Genomic DNA, 19,843 nt, shown 5'->3' on the forward strand with positions numbered 1-19,843 from the left:
GTGTTTACATTTCTGTTAATTTAGATTATTATTAACAATAGGAACACAGTTTGTGTGTTTGCGAGATAGTTCTTTAGTAATGTTTTCGTATCAGGGTGAAACGAAAAAGTATAAAAGGAAGGAGGAAACTAAGTAATTATTTTAACTGAAAATCAGGTTATTAATAGTAACCAATAGTTTATTTAAAAGAGATTGTCAAAAAGGGGGAGTAATTTATATGCACTTATTCAAAACCAAAAAGTATTGGCTTTTATCAATCCTATCAATTATGTTGCTTTTGATTGTCAATGGGTGTGGTGCAACATCAGGAGATGGAGATAATAAGAGCGATGCGAACGCGTCTGATGAATCATATGAATGGGATTTCAATTTACACGTAAATTTGGATCAAGGTCCAGGGGAGTATATGAACGGATTTTCAGAAGCTGTTAAGGAAAAAACACAGGGAAGATTAAATATTACTCCTCGTCCACCCGGTGAGCTTCCATATACAGGAATGGAGTCTGTACGGGTCGTAGGTGATCGTTCAATTGAAATGGCAGATGCGCCTGTTGGATATATAGCGGGTGACGTGAAAGAGTCTGTTATTCCTACATGGCCATTTCTGGCTTCAAAGGATACGGACACTTTTCTAACGGCTATGGATACTGTGTTGCCGTATGCGGAGGAGGAGATGGATCAACGAGGCATTGAGATCTTGTTTTGGTTAATGGACCCACCTCAACGTATTTGGGGGGTGGGAGCCCCGGTTAAAAATCTGAACGATTTAAAAGGTTTAAAGATAAGAACATTCGCTCCTGAACAGCAGACATTTTTAAAAGAAATAGGAGCTACACCAGTCTCCATGTCTCTTTCTGAAGTTCCAGCAGCGTTGCAACGTGGTGTTATAGATGCCGCAATTACAGGAGCCGTTGGTGCTTATGCTGGCAAGTGGTCAGAAATAATAGATTGGGGTTATACAATTCCGTTTTCTGGATCTGGTGCCTTTATGTTAGTGAATTCCGAGGCTTTGAATGAATTGCCGGATGATATCCGTGAAGTTGTAGACGATGAGGCAAGAAAGTGGCAGGAAAAAGGAAATTCAGAAACAGAAGAATTAGATAATAAAGCGATTGAGGGTTTTATCTCCGATGGTGTTGAAATAAATGAGGCAAGTCACGAAGATATTGAAATGGCACAAAATTTGATGCAGGATCATTGGGGAGAATGGGCTAAGGAAGGTGGTCCCGAAATGGAGGAAGTTCTTCAAGAGATTTTGGATGAAATTCAGTGAGTTAAAGGCATGGGGGGTTCAGGCAGGACTCATAAGCAAAAGGAGATATTAATTCTTTCGTAATCATATGTCTGAATCCTTCTAAGTCAAAACTAATTAAATTGGGGGAGAAGATATTATCATGTGGGCGAGTATAAAAAAAGTTGTGGAAAAGCTTACTAATTTTAATCTTGTCTTAGCCGGAATATCACTGAGTTTTATGGCTGGATTAGTTTTTATAGAGGTTATGAGTCGGTCATTATTGAACAGATCAACACTCATTGCAGACGAAATGGCAGGATATTTAAATGTCGCAATTGCATTTTTTGGATTAGCTTATACCTTTAGATCAAATGGATTTATTAAAATCACTATTTTGTACAATCGTTTTTCTTCAAAATGGAAAGGAATAGTCGATGTTGTGAGCATCGTATTATCGATCGCCTTTTCGTTAACTTTATTTTATTACATTTGTGGCACCGTTTTCCAATCTTATACTTCTCAAGCAACATCGGTTTATATCAGTGAAACGCCACTTTATATTCCCCAATTAGTAATGGTAGTAGGCATTGCATTTCTTATGCTGCAGAATGTTGTGGAATTGGTTGAATACATTCGCAAACGTATACAAAATAAGATGGGAAGTGATTGATAGTGGCTTGGTATGTATTGTTCATTCTGTATATACTCCTTTTATTCGTATTTTTATTTATGGGTTATTGGGTACCGTTCGCATTAGGAACCACAGGCTTGATTGGATTATTACTGCTCGGTGATTCACATGTATTTCAATCACTAGGGTTCGTTGCTTGGAACGGTGTAAATAGCTTTGAATTAACTGCGATCCCCTTATTTATTTTAATGGGAGAATTAATATTAAGCAGTGGCGTTAGTGATCGCTTTTTTCATAGTACTTCCGTTTTGTTAAGAAAGATACCTGGAGGGTTATTTCAAACGAATATCGTATCCTGTGGTTTCTTTTCCGCTATAAGCGGTTCTAGCCTTGCAACAGCAGCGGCGGTAGGATCAGTTTCTATTCCAGAATTATCGAAAAGAGGATACAATCGTTCCATGATTTATGGGTCATTAGGGGGCGGCGGAGCGTTAGGAATTCTTCTTCCCCCCAGCATCCCCTTGATCATTTATGGATCGATGGTTGAGGAGTCCGTTGCAAAGTTGTTTATGGCAGGGGTTGTTCCTGGATTGCTCGCAATACTTATCTTTATGATTTATATAGGTATTCGATGTTTGTTGAATTCTAATTTGACAAGTCATGTAGAAGAAGGCTCATTGTCACTGAAGCAAAAGTTTAAGAGCATCGGGGGATTACTCCCTATAACTGTACTTATTGTCATTATTGCAGGAGGAATCTATTTGGGGTACACAACCCCAACTGAATCAGCGGGACTGGGAGTTATTTTATCATTAGTGATATGCGCTATATATAAAAAATTAACGTATATAAATGTTAAATCCGCGATCATTAACGCGGTACGGACAAGCAGTATGGTTTTATTTATCGTAGTGGGGGCACAGATTCTTTCGTACCTTATTGTGCAATCAGGTATTAATCGAGGGTTAACAGACTGGATAATAAGTATAGATCCATCTCCTGTAACTTTTTTATTCATTGTATTCGTTGTGTACTTAATCTTAGGTTGTGTAGTAGACGGGCTTTCACTTATTTTTTTGACTCTGCCTGTTTTATGGCCCTTGGTGCAGGCTGTAGGCTTTGATCCTATTTGGTTTGGAATAGTATTAGTTATATTAATCGAAGTATCCCAAATAACACCACCAGTTGGTCTAAATTTATATGTTTTACAAGGGATTGCCGGCGAAAAAGCTTCTTTTAGTGAGATCGTTAAAGGGAATATTCCGTACTTTTTCCTATATTTATTTATTGCTCTATTAGTCACCTTCTTTCCGCAAATTGCTTTGTGGCTGCCTTCGAAAATGTAGGGGAACAAACATATAAGGAAGGGAGGCGATTGATTTTTTCAATGTTAGCGTATAGCAAAAGACGTTTAAAGTGTTCGTGATGTCGGTACAAGTCGAGGCTCAAAATCTATTTCTAATTTAAGTTTAGAAAAAAGTATGTTCAACATTATTAATTAAAATTTGGAGGTTTGCGAATGATTACTGTATGTGAAAATATTGATAGACTCATAACGGTAGAGTCACGGTTACCATCTTTGCCAAGGGGGATTGCACATTTGTTGTATTATGCAGTTCGGTCAAATGAAGAACCTCTTACTTATCAAATTGCATCTGAAATGAAGAAAAGGATAGAGGATAATAGAGATTCTACATTTACAGTGGGGATATTTACGGGAGTATGGGATCCGAAGTGGCTGCCAAACGGTGAAAATGATGGTCCCATTGGTGCTGTAGTTTTAGGTAAAGCCCTGTATCTTGCTGGAGCAGAAGTTAAGTTTTTTGTTGAAAAGGAAATTGTTCCTGTAATGAAAGCTCTGTGTACAAAGTTAGGTGTTCCAGCTACCTTTATTCCTTTATCCAGGGAAGATGATTATGAAAATGAAAGTATTGCAGATGAATTGAATGGTGCTGTTTTTATAGAAAAGATTGGTCCCTCTAAAGAAGGTGTTTACCACTTTGCTAGCGGATTGGCTCGTGGGGAGCACCATGATGCACCATTAGAGTTGCTATTAAATAAACTGAGAGATAATGGAAAGGTGACAGTAGGTATAGGAGACATGGGTAACGAGATTGGCTTCGGAAAAATTTATGATGAAGCTAGAAAGATACATCCGTTTGGTGAAATATGTAAATGCAAAAATCCAGATGGACTTGTCACTAAATTAGCGACAGAATATCTTTTACCTTCAAGTATATCAAATCTTGGAGCATATGGATTGGCAGCTGCAATTGCACTATTAACTGAAAACCTGGATATTCTGCATAAACCGGAGGATGAACTAGCGCTTATCCATATTTGTGCAGAGATGGATTGCAGAGATGGTGGATTCGGAAAAGCTCATCATTATGTGGATGGTGTGCAGGATCGATCAATAGCTGCTTATGTTAGGCTATTACAGGAAATGGTTACGATGTATTTTAATGTGGAAGAGAGGGGGTTTTGATAAAACTGACGAAGTAATTTATGACTTGATTTTTGTGGTTGGATTGATACGGGGATTTGGGAGTCGGATCTTGTAGCCATCAGGTTAAGTATATTATTTGAAATGAGGCCAGCACTTTTCTTGTAAATGGGAGCATTCTGGCTTTTGCGTAAAAAAAAGTACAACTAGCAGGTATTTAACCTGTCGTTGTGCTTTTTTCGCTTAATGTATGGATGTCTAGTTATAGTATTACAGCTAATGAATCGTAAGCATAAATAAACTTGAAGTGATAAGAAAATAGTAATTTTTTTGAATTAATGGTAATATAGTCATGGGTATTTATATATGTGTGGGGAGCAGCATAGAGGAGTGGAAAATTATTGGGAGGGATGTAAAGTGACTGAATTGAAATACTATCCCATTTTAAAGTGGAAAATGGGTGAGAAAATTGCTTTGGAAAGGCTTTCTAAAAATGTAATAAATAAAATTGCACCGATTATTGAGGTGGTTGAAAGCGAAAAGAAAATCGACATTCTGAGAGAAATAAGACAAATAAATGGCTTCGATAAAATTTTCCTAGATACCAGTTATGTGGAAGATGACAATAGTGGTTATTTAGAAAACTTAATGATTGAAGCAGGTTCAAAAGGTCTTCCGATATATCCGGTTCTGTCATACGATGAATTTAAATATAGAGCGGATAATTTTATTAAGTCTGATGAATTATTAGTAAAGATTGCTATCCCCGAGGATCTTGATGGTGATGACTATAACACTATGTTCGACTCGATTAAAAAATGGATAAATAAATGTGACGTTAACTTAAGTGTTTTACTAGATCTTGGATTGATTGAAAATAGGATGGATGCCAATAGACAGTATGCAGAACTTAAAAGAGTATTAGATAAGTATATTATGGAACTCAATATAAATAATATAATCATTAGTGTAACTTCATTTCCGGATGACCTCTCCGATATCTCTTCCGGTGGAGAGAATTTTTACAAGCGATTTGATATAAAAATTTTCACTCGTTTAATGGAGTCTAAGGAGTTCCATGCTTTGAATGAAAAAATATGCTATTCTGATTATGGTGTAACTAAATTTACAGAATCAGAAATTGACTTTTCACGTTTAAGATATGGGATCCTTCCGAAAGCTCGTTATACTACAAAGGATGATTACTGGATACTAAAAGGGAAAAGGGACAACTATACAAAAGAGTGGATTATGAATCATCAAACGTTGGCACAAACCATATTTTCATCTAGTTACTATTACGGTGAAAACTTCTCGTTTGGAGATTATGATATAATGGAAAGAGCATTAGGTCATAAAAAAGATTCACCGGAAAAGACTGTGGGACCAGGCAGTAACACTAATTGGGTGACGATAGCTGTTTCTCACCATATTCCTGTCGTAGTGGACGAGCTTTCCATGCTTTTCGATTCTTAAGAGCGTGTTTTACAAAAGATGTTACAATTTTTGTTTCTATTGTTTCTGATATAATTTTAGCCAGTTCTCTTCTTGTTTTACTTTTAATTCCTTTATCGGTACCGGATATTTTTAATAATGTAATTAATTCCGGTTTCCAAAGCATTTCGCATAAATGGAAAATATCAATAGATTTATTAGATTGTGGTTCTTTTATAATATTCATTTGATAAGAGTTTTTACTAGTACCATTTACACTATAAATACCCCACCAGTCAGGAATCAATGCCATAGCTTTATCCAAATGTTTAGAACTACAAACTAAAGTTACTGTATCAAATACCTGGTTGTAATAATAACTTTGGGTTTGGAGTCGTTCTAATGTGTCATGTTCACTTTTGATTTCAAACCCATGGATTTTACCATTAATTAGCGTCATATCCATTATAGCTGAGCCTGAGCAAACATCCAATTCGTTAACAATAACTGTACTACGATCATCTGAGAACTCAGATGTTTCAAGGAATTCTCTTAACAAAATTTCCCTAATATCTTTATCGTAAAGCCCCATAGTGTCACTCCTAAAATTACAAAATTGCTTATTAAAACATAAATAAATAGCTTTTATATAAATATTAGTTAGCAAGGGTTTCTTCAGGTAGTGGAGTTATTATTTTCATTAGTCATATTCCTCTTTATACATGTAGTTTGCAATAAATGCTTGGGCCGGTATGCGGGATAAAGTACTTTTACAGTGAGAAAATTTCAATGAAAATAAGCATGTAATGGGTATTTCCATATAAGTTATTATATATATGTTCCTAGCTATAATCAACCTGTTATATTTTAAATATGGGGGAATTATTGCAAGGGGTATTAAATGGCTATTATCTAATTGCGGCAACTAAATTGAGCTGCATTGAACGGAGCAGATGCGATTATGGTAACAAATACCGATACAGTGCATCACCGTGTTGTCCGTTCGATTGTAACGTATGTCAACCATTGCGAGATTCACTTGTCATTACCTTGAAAAATTACTGAACCGGGGCTGGTAAGTATTCAATTAGAACTGCATTATTACCCAGCGACTAAAAATTTCCATCTAAGTATATGGGAGTTGTGTTTGGTATCAAACTATTGTTGCGTTTATTTGAAACTATAAACTATATCTAATTTTGGGGATTCTATACAACAATATGTTATAGATCGTTAAACAAATTGATCAACGATGTTTTAAGTTTTGCCATAGATTCCTAAAGTAAATTATAATATTGCATAAGTGAAAAGTAGCACATTTCAGTGGCAGTAATCAATGGATCCTTTAATATTTGCTAGTATCTCATAAAAATACTTTTCTCAGGAGGGATTATTGTGGATGATAATATATATGTTATTGCTCCTTTCGATTTGACACAAGAGCAAATACATCTAATGGAAAAACAGATCATTGATCGGCCTTATCAAGTGACTTTCATAGAGACCTTATTCCCATATGAGAAAACATTACATGAAATTCCTGAATCTGCAAGTATCATTGTCTCTAGAGGCGGACTCGGTGAATACTTACATAATGAGGCTCAAATCCCTTATGTACATATCCCGGTTACCCCCTATGATCTGCTTCGCTCCGTTTCTCAGGTATATGGGAAAGGATATCGAAAAATAGTTGTTTTAATGTTCGATCAAATAATTAGTGACACTGAAGCATTCTCCTTAGACTTCAAGGATGGAACGGTACACGTTCAAAGTTACAACCATACTAAAGAATTAAACCAGGTGCTTCAGCATCTAATTAAAATGGAGCAGATCGATGCGGTTATTGGAGATCGACAGACAGTGCAGTTAGCCGATCAATATAACCTTTATACTCACCTGTTAAAATCTGGTCAAGAGGCTTTACAAATCGCGTTAGAACAAGCGGTTCGTATACTTGAATTGAAACATCGAGATCAAAATAAACGCAAAGAACTTGAACTGGTTTTACACTCTATGCAACAAGCAGTTATTGTTATTGATGATAGGAACAAGATTAAAACGTATAATGCAAAGGCAGAAATGATTTTTCCGCGATTGAAGGAAATGAACCGATCTGATGAATATTGCAAAGTCATTGCAAATGAGACTCTCATTTCCCATATCAATAGTCAAAAAGATCATCGGAATATTCTTATTGAAGTTGAAAATCAAAAGGTACTTGCCACAACGTTGATAACCAGAACAAATGGACTGTATGCTGGTGCCATTCAGATGTTTGAAAAGGTTAACGATATTCAACAATTAGAATTAAAAACTCGAAAAGAAGTCTACAAGAAGGGTTTGGTTGCTAAACATTCGTTTTCAGACATTATAACTATCAATGAAAAAATGAAAAATATGATACAAAAGGCTGTGGTCTATGCACGCTCAGAAGGAACAGTTCTCATTTATGGCGAAACGGGTACAGGTAAAGAACTGTTTGCACAAAGCATTCATAATGCCAGCCATCGGCAAAAGAATCCTTTTGTATCATTAAATTGTGGTTCATTAAATGAATCTTTATTAGAAAGTGAATTATTCGGTTATGAAGAAGGATCATTTACGGGAGCAAATCGTGGAGGGCGATCTGGGCTTTTAGAGATGGCCCATGAGGGTACATTGTTTTTGGATGAAATTAATGAGATGTCCCGGCCTTTCCAAATTAAATTGCTTCGGGTATTGCAAGAGCAAGAAGTTAGACGAGTCGGTGGTAAACGTAATATTCCAGTTGACGTAAGGATTATATGTGCTTCTAATATACCGATTGAAGACCTTATTGAAAAAGGGGAGTTTAAAGAAGATTTCTTTTATCGGATATCCACACTACCTCTTAATCTATTGCCTTTACGAGATAGAAAAGACGACATTATACCTTTAGCTATACATTTTTTAAAAATTGAAATGGAGAGAGAAAATCGCTATTTAACATGGCAAGACCCGTCTCTGTTTTCACCTTTATTATCTTGTCCATGGTTTGGGAACGGTCGTGAACTTCAGAATTTCATTCGACGTTTCGTAATTACATATCAACAGCATGAGATAACAAAAGATGGAATCGAACAATTTCTCAAAACATCCATGACAGAAAGAAAACAGGAAATTCTCATTCCGGTATTGGACTCCTACAAAGCTATGGAAAAAGAGCTATGGAAAAAACTCTATCACCAATTTACTGGCACAAAAGAAGAGTTTTGTGAGAAATACCAAATCAGTATGACTACACTATGGCGAAAAATTTCAAATAAGAAATAAAGCATTTCATTTTTGAAATGCTTTATCTTATTTTGTGCCCATTATGTATGCAAGATAAAGGTAAAATTCCTGTTCAGTGAAAGTAGCTCTAACTGAAGCAAGGATGTGACGGACGACCGTTATGTCTGTAGGAAGTCGGCGGAAAACCTCCCCTCGAGAAACATAAATCTAATGTAAAGCTTGGTAACATGATGGATGTTTCAAGACAAAGCCTTTGCTGCCAAAGTTATTACAAGGTAAATGATATGGAGCCATGGAAGAAAAGTTAGTACTCTAACGGGCAGTTCAAGTTTACTACGATGATGCCTGTCAGAATACCGTCCGTCTAGTTGTCTAATGCAATTATTTATGCAACAGTAAACACCTTAACTCGAATCATGCTTAATGTTGGCGTCTGTTTGAATATCGCCCCCAAACTCACTTAACCATACCTTTTACATATCTTTATTTGTTGCATTCCCACTTGATCCCACAAAACGAAAGACCCTATTCTACTTATCCCTTGAGTAAGCTTAAATATTTTTTGGCATGATTTTTGCATTTGTAATTAGTAAATTATTAAAATGAGGTGCAAAAAATGAAAATTATTGATATTCAGGAAAGAGCAGTACCAATTGATAGTAACATTAGAAATGCGTTTATTGATTTTAGTAAAATGGATGTCTCCATTGTGGCAGTAAAAACAGATGTAGTTCGAAACGGTAAAGAAGTAGTAGGTTATGGGTTTAATTCAAACGGGCGTTATGCACCAAGTGGAATTTTAAGGAAAAGATTTATTCCAAGATTGTTAAATGCTAAAACTAATGAAATTCTAAACGAATCAGGAACCAATTTTTCACCCGAAAAAATCTATGAAATTTTAATGAAGAATGAAAAGCCAGGAGGTCATGGTGAGAGAACATTTGCAGTAGGAACCCTTGATATGGCTATTTGGGACGCGGTAGCAAAGATAGAAGATATGCCACTTTATCAACTTTTAGCTAATCAATATGGGGATGGAACTATTGATGAGAAAGTCTTTGTTTACGCTGCTGGAGGATATTACTTACCTGGTAAAGGTTTAGTAGATCTACAGGATGAAATGAAATCTTACCTGGATATGGGTTATTCAAAAGTAAAAATGAAAGTTGGTGGAGTACCTTTAGCGGAAGATCTCAAACGCATTGAGGCCGTTATTGATGTAGTCGGTTCTGGCCAAAACCTCATGATTGATGTTAATGGGCGCTTTAATCTGGAAGAAGCAATTCAATTTGGAGAAGCGATAAAGGATTATAATTTATTCTGGTATGAAGAAGTTGGTGACCCTTTAGATTACAAATTACAAAAGGAGTTATCGAAGGTATATCCTAATGCTATAGCTACAGGTGAAAACTTATTCTCCCTCCAAGATGCAACAAATTTAATTAGATATGCGGGTATGAACCCTAAGACAGATTTCTTACAGTTTGATTGCGCGCTTAGCTATGGGCTTGTAGAGTATATGCGAATATTAAAAATGCTTGATGAAAACGGATGGTCTTCCCGAAATTGCATTCCACATGGGGGACATCAGATGTCATTAAATATTGCTGCAGGTTTGAAATTGTATGGAAACGAATCATATCCTAATGTATTTCAACCATTTGGAGGGTTTGCAGACGGGCATGCAGTTGAAGATGGCTTTGTTAGTCTGCCAGATGTTCCTGGAGTAGGTTTTGAAGCAAAAAATAATTTATATGATCTTTTGAAAACATTATAGAAACGTTCCAATTGAGATCGAGTTATCCTATACAACTCTTCAGAATATATGTTAAAAATGATGGCTTATTCATCGGACGAATATGTTCTGTAAGGATAATTTTATACCCTTTCATTTGACATATTTATTCTTTTTTCAGTAAGGCTTTTGTGATTTTCAATCCACCCATACCATGAATTCTTTAGTTCAGGTTGGGTGGACTGCTCATGCCGTTGTATATTTCTATTGCTTTATTGACCATTTTTATTACATGAGAGTATGAAAAATTTGATTCTCCACCAAGATCTAAGGTTGACGTTTCAAAGAAAACAAACAAGGTTCTGAGGTGATATATATTCGGGAATGAATTGCCTGAATTAGTCAACCATAGATTTTAGTGTTGAACTATAACTATTAGATAAACGTTATCAATTAAATATTTTCGTATGCGTTTACAATAATGATGGAGGGATACGGGTGGCATCAAATGTAATTGACTCAGAACTTTACCGAGGGATTTATGTGAATGAAGAAATGAAGGAAATTTTTTCAGATGAATCGCTTTTACAAAAATGGTTAGATTCATGGGTTTCATTAGCACAAGCTGAAGAGGATATTGGGGTTATTCCGATGGGGATGGCAGAAGAGATTGCTAAAAAAGCTAATTATGAAAATTTTGATATGGATACGATTCGTAAAGGGCTTGTTGATACAACCCACCCTTTAATCGTTCAAATTCGCGAATTCACAAAAAATGTTGGTGGAAAAGCTGGGGGCTATATTCATTGGGGAGCAACAACGCAAGATATTATGGATACTGCTGTTGTTTTGCAAATAAAAGAAGCTCAAAAGCTGCTCTTAACACAGATGCAAAAGTTTTTAGATACATTACTTAAACTTGCCCGTGAACACGAAGATACGATTATGCCTGGCAGAACACATGGACAGCATGCTTTGCCTATTACATTAGGGTACAAGATTGCTATTTGGGCAGATGAAATGGGAAGGCACATGGAAAGATTGAAGGAAGGCACGAAACGTTACCTAATGGGATCATTAAGTGGAGCTGCAGGTACACTCGCCTCTATTAGCGAACTTGGATTATCTGTACAGGAACGGTACTGTAAAAACCTTGGACTTGAACAGCCGACAATTACATGGCATGTACAAAGAGATGGGTTTGCAGAGTTTGCTAGTATAATAGCGATGGTTTCTGGAACCATAGGGAAAATTGCAAATGAAATTATTAATCTGCAGAAGACCGAAATAGGAGAAATTGAAGAAGGGTTTAAAATGGGGCAAGTTGGGAGCAGCACCATGCCGCATAAACGAAACCCGATGATATGTGAATATGTTGTGGGTCTAACAAGGCTAGTGCAAAGAAACGCTTCTCTGGGTTTTGATGGAATGATTCAGGAACATGAAAGAGATATGACATTTTGGACAACTGAATGGGCGTATATACCACAAATTTGTATATTTACTAGTGGTGGATTGGAACAAATGCAAGGTGTATTAGAAAGGTTTATTGTTCATAAAGGAAATATGGAGCGGAATCTCAACTTATTACAAGGGTTAATCGTTTCTGAAAATCTGATGTTGAATTTAGGTGAATCTGTCGGTCGCCAAGTTGCGCATGACATGGTTTACAAGGTTTCCATGCAAGCATTTGAAGAAAAAAGACCATTGGTAGATGTTGTATTAGAAGATAATGAGATTATGGCACATATATCGGAAGAAGAAGTGACAGACCATTTAGATCCAAAGCATTATATTGGGCTTTGTTCACAATTTATTGACCGCGTTGAAAAAAAGTGGTCCTGAAATAAAATCTTAAATAAAAGGAGTTGAAGTAATGTCTTCAGCTACAATAACTCTTTTAATTTTATTACGAGCAGCAATTCTTTTTGTAACGGAAGTGATTCCCGTTGCTATGACTGCTTTGTTAGCAACGACTCTTTTATATTTAACAGGGGTAATTGATGCTGACACTGTTTTTTCTGGGTTCACGAACAATATTGTTATTTTGATTACAGGAATGTTTATCATTGGGGCTGCTCTGTTTGAAACTGGCGTAGCAAAGAAAATAGGAGATCTGATTACGAAATTTGCAAAAACAGAAAAACAGCTTCTTCTGGCTATCATGGTTATAGGGGCAGGGCTTTCAGCTTTCTTGTCCAATACGAGCACCACGGCAGTAATGATGCCAATCGTTATTATGATTGCAGATAGTGTCGGATTCTCTCGTTCTAAGCTTCTAATGCCTCTAGCATATGCAACAGCTCTTGGAGGAACGATTACACTGGTAGGTAGTAACGGAAATCTTGCTGTTCAAGGTGTGATGCAAAATGGAAATATACCTGTTTATAGTTTCTTCGAATTCGCTTACATCGGGATTCCTATAACTATAGTTGGGATTATATATATGATGACTATAGGTTATAAAATTATTCCAAAGAGAGAAAACGAGATAGAAACAGAATCGGAGAAAGTGTCAGCTGTTGATTCAAGTCAAAATCAAAGTCTTGTTAAACAGTTTATTGCTGTTGCAACATTAATTGGCGCAATTATTTTTATGATTTTTGAGGAGCAGTTAGGAATCCCTCTCCATATTGTTTCAATTATGGGGGCATTGCTAATTGTATTAACACGTACAATGACAGAAAAACAAGCGTATCGATCTCTTGATATGTCTACAATTATTTTGGTGGCGGCTATGATGCCAATGGCAACAGCACTGGCAGATACCGGGGCAGCACAAATGATTGCGGATTCTGTTATGAAAACGGTTGGTGCAGAGAGCAGTCCCTATGTTATAACAGGTTTATTGTTTATCATAACGGCAGTTTTAACTTCAGTCATGTCTAACACTGCAGCTGCTGCTTTAATGGCTCCGATTGGACTTGTAATAGCGAATAGTATAGGTGCAGACCCGAAGGCAGTTTTAATGGCAGTTGTTATTGGCGCTTCAGCTGCCTATGCATCACCAATTGGTACGCCACCAAACACAATGATTTATGGGCCGGGTAACTATACCTTTATTGATTATATAAAAAGTGGCTTCCCATATTTGGTCATTCAATTAGTCATATGTGTGGTGGTGGTTCCTTTTATATGGCCATTTTATTAGTCATCATAGTTTAATAGATAGTGAAATATAGTTGGGGTATATTTATGATTTCTAGTCCTTGCCTCAACGTCTATTGCATTAGGGGAATTCCGTGGTCATTCAGATTTGGTCGCAACAGAAAGTTATGCCAGGGGGAGTCCGGAATGGCATTTCTCGGAAAAATGGCTGGGAACATAATGCCATGCCTCCGTTGAGAAATCTGGTGGAAAAAAGTATGATGTAGTGCTATCACTTATCGCATTATGGCGTATTTTGTCGAAAAATGATCGAATGGCCCCATGTTAAAGTATGATAAAAATAAAGTAGTAACTGTATATTGTAAGGGTGGTTGGTTGTCGTTCTTCTTCCTGATCGTTATGGATCGGAAAGGAATTGATAATCATGGAGACATTTCTCGATTTTCTTAGAGATGTTTTAAAAGGAATGGTTCGTACAATTAGTGTGCATTTCTTTAAGAAAGCTTTTATTGAAAAAGAGAAAACCACCCTGAGTGCAGTACAAAAGCAAAAGGGTGGTTCTCAAAAAAGACCGTAAATTTTGACAACCGCCACTCGGACGGTGGAGAGAAGTGTTAATCGCACTTCTTTCTCTATCTATATCCATTATATATGAAATCATTCCAAGTTTCATACCGGATCTTTTGTCGGTGTGATAAGTGTTTCTCAACGCTACCTTTGCAATAATTTTCAAGTTATCTCTATTATATAGACTTTACTCAGATAAACCATAATTTTCTACCATGTCCCGATATGTCCCACTATCTTTAATTGTAAAAACCTCATTTGGACTATAACATCTTTGGTGTATAACTGTGTTAAGCACTTCAACAAATACTTTGTCTTTATTCAAATAGTATCTGCCACACGCTGGACATCTTAAACGGTCAAAGTCATGTTTCATGTCATCCTTAAGCAAAATTTAGGATGACATCTATCACCATTATAGTATAGGGTTCTCCATGTTTAATAGTAGTTCTCCATACCTTGTGGTGTGCCTGTCACTCCTCGAATTTTCTCGCTTTTCGCCGAGTAAATGGGTTGTGTGGTATTATCGTCCGAACTGAAATGTTACGTAATACACCAAAATTGAATTTCTACCGCTTATTTTAAATGACCTTTCTGTTTCCTCTTACTAAAAATCACCTTTTAGCTATTGAAATATGCCATTTTGACAGCCAAAAATCAACTTAGGTCTTTTGACGTTTTGCACAGTATCTTATATCTATTAAATAAATAAGAGGTGAAGCAATGGCCTCCGTTGTATCCAGTATAGGTTTGAAAGGTATGGAAGGATACTAAGTTCAGGTGGAGGTGCAGCTGATGCCACGAATAGAGGGAGTCAGTATTGTCGGCTTGCCGGATACATCTGTGAAAGAGTCAAAGGATCGGGTGATGGCTGCTTTATTTGCAAACGATTGCGAAGCACCGGACAAAAAGATTGTGATTAATTTGTCACCTGCAGAGCAAAAGAAAATAAGGGTTATTGTCTGATGAAATGGTTGTAGGTGCTAGGGGTAATTATGAATATTAGATAGGAGAAGGAACCTGTGTGGGAGCATGGGTCTTTTTATAGTGATGCAAGTTCGATAGTTCTTCAATAAATAAAAACTCGTAAAAAGCGCATGACGTATTAATTATTTTCCTTCAGTGCTGTGTAAGATTTGTCAGTTAAGAATAAGCTTGTCGCGAAACTATAGATAATGCATTAAAATTATCCGTTAAAGTTCAAAAACTTTCATATGACTAGAATATATACATATAATCTCTTAAAGATATTTGTTTGTTAAGAGTTGTACTGAATATACATTGTTAGAAGGTAAATTACAACTGTTGTAAACATTTAAGAAGGAAAATGTAGTTCACAAATATTAAATAGCGTGGTGATGCAATGATGGAACACACAAACTCAAGTGATGAACGGTATCGTCTAGGAATAGATATCGGTGGAACCTTTACAGACTTTAGCGCAGTTAACAGTAAGAGCGGAAGGCAGGTTGAATTCAAAACTCCAACTGTTCCGGATAATCCAGAACGTGGAGTTGAAAATGGCATAAAGTTATTGGCAGAGAGGGGAATTCGACCAGAACAAATAGAATACTTCATCCACGGTACAACAATTGCTCTAAATACAATTATTCAGCGCTCTGGATCGCAGATAGCATTGTTGGTAACCGAGGGATTTCGTGATGTATTGGAGCAAGGGCGAATTCGTCTTCCGATACCGTGGGACTTTTATAGCCGCCGTCCAGAACCGCTTATACCCCGTAAATTGGTAATACCGGTCCGTGAACGCATCCGTCATGATGGTATCGAGGTTCCACTTACTAAAGAAGAAATCGATCGGGTGGTAACACAGCTTAATGAGCTGAAGATTGAAGGAGTTGCTATTTGTCTGCTTCATTCCTACGCTAACCCTAGTCATGAACGTCTACTTAAGGAAGCGATTAAAAGAGAAGCCCCACGCCTGTTTGTCTCAGCATCATCTGAAATATGGCCACAGATGCGCGAGTATGAACGTACTGTTGTAACCGTTATGAATGCCTATGTACGTCCGGCTTTCTCACGCTATCTGGATAATTTAGAGAACACACTCAATAACCTCGGTGTTAACGCCCGACCTTATTTAACAAAATCAAATGGTGGGATCATGACAACGAATGCTGCAAAGGAAACCCCTGTGGAAACCCTTCTGTCAGGACCGGCATCCGGTGTAGTCGGCGCTTTTGGTGTTGGAAAAGGGGCTAAGATTGACAATTTGATTACCTTCGATATGGGTGGAACAAGTGCCGACGTTGCGGTAATTCAGGAGGGGAAAGCAAACTATAGCCGTGAGGAACAAATAGGTGACTTCCCGATGATTCTTCCAGCAATTGGGATATCAAGTATTGGAGCCGGTGGCGGGAGTATCGCATGGCTCGATAGCGTAGGTGTGCTCAAGGTGGGGCCAAATAGTGCCGGGGCAATTCCGGGGCCTGCCTGCTACGGTTTAGGGGGTAAACACCCGACGTTGTCCGATGCCTTTCTTCTGTGCGGTTACTTGAACCCGACAAGCTTTGCCGGGGATATGGAACTTAATGTTTCTTTTGCGGAGAAGGCAATGCGTACAATCAGTGAACCATTGGATCTTAGTATTCAAAAAGCTGCAGATGCTGTTATTCAGGTAGCGTTGGCCAATATGTATGCAGAATTATCTGGTGTACTTGAAAGGAAAGGAATAGACCCACGTGATTATACGTTAGTTTCATTTGGAGGAGCTGGTTCTGTTGTTGCCTGCCAACTTGCAGAGGAAGTCAATATTAACCGGGTTATCGTCCCAGAATCCCCTGGTACTCTCTCTGCACTTGGATCCTTAAAGGCTGACGTAATGTCCGACTTTATTCGAACTGTTAATTGGCAGCTTGACTTACCGCCGTCGGAAAGTTTTTTTCCATCTTTTGATTACCTCAAGAAAAGCGCATCCCAGTGGCTTGAGCAGGAGACTCCATCAGTTGCTCGTAAGGAATTACGTTGGTCTGCCGAAATGCGCTATGTGGGTCAATCTTATGAGATTGATGTTCCACTTGAGGAGGCGTGGATACAAGGAAAAGATAAGGATAAAATCGCTAATGCTTTTCATGATGAATATAGCCGCCTTTTTAATTACTCAGACACAAAGGCCACTGCCGAAATTGTCAATTTAAGATTACGAGCGATTGGATTGATGCCACAACCTCCAGAGGCTAATCCTGTATTCTCTGAGCAATTGAGTCCCCTGTCGGTAGGGTCTCGATCAATTATATTCTCTGGTACAAATCAGAAGGCACGTGTCTTTCGTCGTGATTATATGGCTGTGGGAGATAAAATAAACGGCCCAGTTGTCATTGAGCAGACAGGCTCTACTACAATTGTTCCTCTCAATTGGACTAGTGAGGTTGACAGACAGGGTAATCTAATTATCTCAAGAAAGGTGAGATCCTGATGGTTGACATAAAAACGGATAAAATCACATTGGAGATCCTCAAAAACTATTTTGTAGCAATCGCCGAGGGGATGGGTTACACTCTAGAACGAACATCTCACACGACTTTCATTAAAGAATCAGCTGATTTTACAACTGGCATCGCAACACAGGAAGGCGAATTTTTTGCTTATCCACGCAATGTCGGTGTAACTAGTTTTCTTGGACTAAATTTAGGTAAAGCAATTCGAGCTTTTGATCACTATGATCCTGGCGACGTTGTGATTACTAATGATCCCTATAACACTGATGGTATGGCAACGCATTTACCGGATATTCATTTGTTTAAACCAATCTTTGAAAATGGTAAAGTTCTTTGTTTCGCGTGGTGCTTTATTCACTGCTCAGATGTTGGAGGGTTGGTTCCGGCCAGTATCAACCCTCAGGCATATGATCTTCAGCAGGAGGGTTTTCGAATCCCCCCACGTAAACTTTATCAAGCTGGTGAACTTGATAAAGGGTTTCTAGAACTGTTTCTTGCAAATTGTCGTATCCCTGAACAAAATTGGGGTGATCTCAAAGCAATGTTTTCCGCACTTAACACAGCAGAACTTCAAATGGAGAAACTTCTTAAAAAGTTCGGGGTTGACGTTCTTCGTCAAGGAATGAATGATATGCTTAACTGGACGGAACAGCGTGTTCGAGACTTGGTTCTTAAAATTCCGGACGGTGACTATTCATTTTCTGATTACATGGATGATGATATGGAAGGTTCACCCATTCGGTTACAGGTTACACTTTGCATTCACGGAGATGAGATAGTACTCGATTACACTGGAACTGATCCACAGGTTAATGCGGCATTTAACGTTCCCGCTTTTGGTAAGCGTCATCCATTTTTAACCCAAGGGATTATCAATTATATGTTTAGTATGGATCCACACATCCCATTAACTGGCGGAGTTGTTCGTCCAATTCGTAATGTAGCTCCAAAGGGGACCATAGTGAATCCGTTGTATCCTGCTTCAGTTGGTGTTCGTTATGCAACTGTAATCAGGCTCTACAATGTCGTACTGGGTGCACTGGCACAAGTGATTCCAAACAAGGTACCGGCGGCAGGTGCGGGTCAAGCGTCAATGGTTGTTCTATCGGTGCCGGAAGCGGAAACTGGTCAACGACAGGTTACCGTTTTAGAACCAATTTTCGGCGGTGGTGGTGCAACCTCTTTGGCTGATGGAGTGGCTGGAGTCGACTCCAGTGCTGGTTACCTTAAGAATACTCCAATTGAGAGCATGGAGGCCAACGCCCCAGTTCTTACAGAGCGTTATGAACTACTTCCGGATTCAGCAGGTCCCGGATACAATCGTGGAGGGTGGGGGACGGTTTTCGAGTTCCGTGTTCTCAAACCGAATTCAATTGTAACTGCTCGGGGTATGGAAAGGACCCGTTTTGAACCTTGGGGCCTTGCTGGCGGTCACTCCGCTGGTCGTACTGAAACGATACTGAACCGAAATACTGAACGAGAACTTAAGTTTGGCCGTATCGATACTCTATATTTAGAACCAGGAGATACTGTCAGTATTTTTTCTAGTGGAGGAGGCGGTTTTGGTGATCCTCTCAAACGGGATCCGGAACTTGTATTATCCGATGTTCGATCAGGTTTACTCAGTTATGATGTGGCCAAAGAAAAATATGGTGTGGTTTTTTCAGATGGTGAAGTTGACAAAAAGTGTACGAAAGAAACTCGTCATTATTTAGTGAAAAAGAATGTGGCGGAGAAAGGATTGATTGACTTTGGCCCGTCAAGAAAAAAATACGAAGAGGTCTGGAGTCCCGAACTGTCAATGGCACTTGCCAAGTACTTACTGACACTTTCTCCATCCATGCGCACTTATGCCAAGCGACAGATACACCGCCGGATTGATTCATGGAATAAATCATTTCCAGTATCAGCGGAGACTCTATCGGAAATTTGGAATGACATTCAGAATGATTCCTTTTAAGACAATTATAAAGGGTAAAAA

General features: G+C 38.0%; 14 protein-coding genes. 13 read left to right on the plus strand and 1 reads right to left on the minus strand.

Annotation, left to right across the window (positions count from 1 at the left end):
* Positions 1-217 precede the first annotated feature (217 nt).
* The 5 genes from WMZ97_RS12365 (at position 218) to WMZ97_RS12385 (ending at position 5,787) form a co-directional block, all read left to right on the plus strand.
* Positions 218-1,273: a TRAP transporter substrate-binding protein gene (locus tag WMZ97_RS12365; protein WP_343272399.1), complete on the plus strand. Its 1,056-nt coding sequence runs from the start codon at positions 218-220 to the stop codon at positions 1,271-1,273.
* Positions 1,274-1,394: 121 nt separating this feature from the next.
* Positions 1,395-1,904 (plus strand): TRAP transporter small permease subunit, encoded by a 510-nt coding sequence (locus WMZ97_RS12370; protein WP_343272400.1) that lies wholly within the window; start codon positions 1,395-1,397, stop codon positions 1,902-1,904.
* A gap of 2 nt (positions 1,905-1,906) precedes the next feature.
* Complete coding sequence (locus WMZ97_RS12375) at positions 1,907-3,211, plus strand: TRAP transporter large permease (RefSeq protein ID WP_343272401.1); 1,305 nt, start codon at positions 1,907-1,909, stop codon at positions 3,209-3,211.
* Positions 3,212-3,384: 173 nt separating this feature from the next.
* Positions 3,385-4,353: a glutamate cyclase domain-containing protein gene (locus tag WMZ97_RS12380; protein ID WP_343272402.1), complete on the plus strand. Its 969-nt coding sequence runs from the start codon at positions 3,385-3,387 to the stop codon at positions 4,351-4,353.
* Positions 4,354-4,728: 375 nt separating this feature from the next.
* Positions 4,729-5,787 (plus strand): beta family protein, encoded by a 1,059-nt coding sequence (locus WMZ97_RS12385; RefSeq protein WP_343272403.1) that lies wholly within the window; start codon positions 4,729-4,731, stop codon positions 5,785-5,787.
* Here WMZ97_RS12385 and WMZ97_RS12390 read toward each other — a convergent pair.
* The gene (locus tag WMZ97_RS12390; RefSeq protein WP_343272404.1) at positions 5,711-6,337 is read right to left on the minus strand and encodes a sce7726 family protein; all 627 of its coding nucleotides are present in this window, start codon (positions 6,335-6,337) and stop codon (positions 5,711-5,713) included. The genes WMZ97_RS12385 and WMZ97_RS12390 overlap by 77 nt on opposite strands.
* Positions 6,338-7,140: 803 nt before the next feature.
* Between WMZ97_RS12390 and WMZ97_RS12395 the strand changes: the two genes are divergently transcribed.
* From WMZ97_RS12395 to WMZ97_RS12430, 8 genes are all read left to right on the plus strand, one after another.
* Positions 7,141-9,036 carry a sigma 54-interacting transcriptional regulator gene (locus tag WMZ97_RS12395; protein WP_343272405.1) on the plus strand — a complete coding sequence of 632 codons (1,896 nt, stop codon included), beginning with the start codon at positions 7,141-7,143 and terminating at the stop codon, positions 9,034-9,036.
* Positions 9,037-9,613: 577 nt separating this feature from the next.
* Positions 9,614-10,774 (plus strand): mandelate racemase/muconate lactonizing enzyme family protein, encoded by a 1,161-nt coding sequence (locus WMZ97_RS12400; RefSeq protein ID WP_343272406.1) that lies wholly within the window; start codon positions 9,614-9,616, stop codon positions 10,772-10,774.
* A 456-nt stretch (positions 10,775-11,230) separates the two neighbouring features.
* The gene (gene purB / locus WMZ97_RS12405; protein ID WP_343272407.1) at positions 11,231-12,577 is read left to right on the plus strand and encodes an adenylosuccinate lyase; all 1,347 of its coding nucleotides are present in this window, start codon (positions 11,231-11,233) and stop codon (positions 12,575-12,577) included.
* Positions 12,578-12,608: 31 nt separating this feature from the next.
* Positions 12,609-13,883, plus strand: a complete 1,275-nt coding sequence (locus tag WMZ97_RS12410) for an SLC13 family permease (RefSeq protein WP_343272408.1) — start codon at positions 12,609-12,611, stop codon at positions 13,881-13,883.
* A gap of 381 nt (positions 13,884-14,264) precedes the next feature.
* On the plus strand, positions 14,265-14,417 hold the full coding sequence (locus WMZ97_RS12415; RefSeq protein WP_343272409.1) for a hypothetical protein: 153 nt from the start codon (positions 14,265-14,267) through the stop codon (positions 14,415-14,417).
* Positions 14,418-15,193: 776 nt separating this feature from the next.
* Positions 15,194-15,373, plus strand: coding sequence for a magnesium chelatase domain-containing protein (locus WMZ97_RS12420; RefSeq protein ID WP_343272425.1), 180 nt, complete (start codon positions 15,194-15,196; stop codon positions 15,371-15,373).
* A 397-nt stretch (positions 15,374-15,770) separates the two neighbouring features.
* Positions 15,771-17,840 carry a hydantoinase/oxoprolinase family protein gene (locus WMZ97_RS12425; RefSeq protein ID WP_343272410.1) on the plus strand — a complete coding sequence of 690 codons (2,070 nt, stop codon included), beginning with the start codon at positions 15,771-15,773 and terminating at the stop codon, positions 17,838-17,840.
* Entirely contained in the window at positions 17,840-19,822 is a 1,983-nt protein-coding gene (locus WMZ97_RS12430) for a hydantoinase B/oxoprolinase family protein (RefSeq protein ID WP_343272411.1), read from the plus strand. Before WMZ97_RS12425 ends, WMZ97_RS12430 begins: the two co-directional genes overlap by 1 nt.
* The last annotated feature ends 21 nt before the right edge of the window (positions 19,823-19,843 follow it).

This window comes from Lentibacillus songyuanensis (assembly GCF_039548255.1).
In the GTDB taxonomy this organism is placed as follows: domain Bacteria; phylum Bacillota; class Bacilli; order Bacillales; family Amphibacillaceae; genus Lentibacillus_C; species Lentibacillus_C songyuanensis.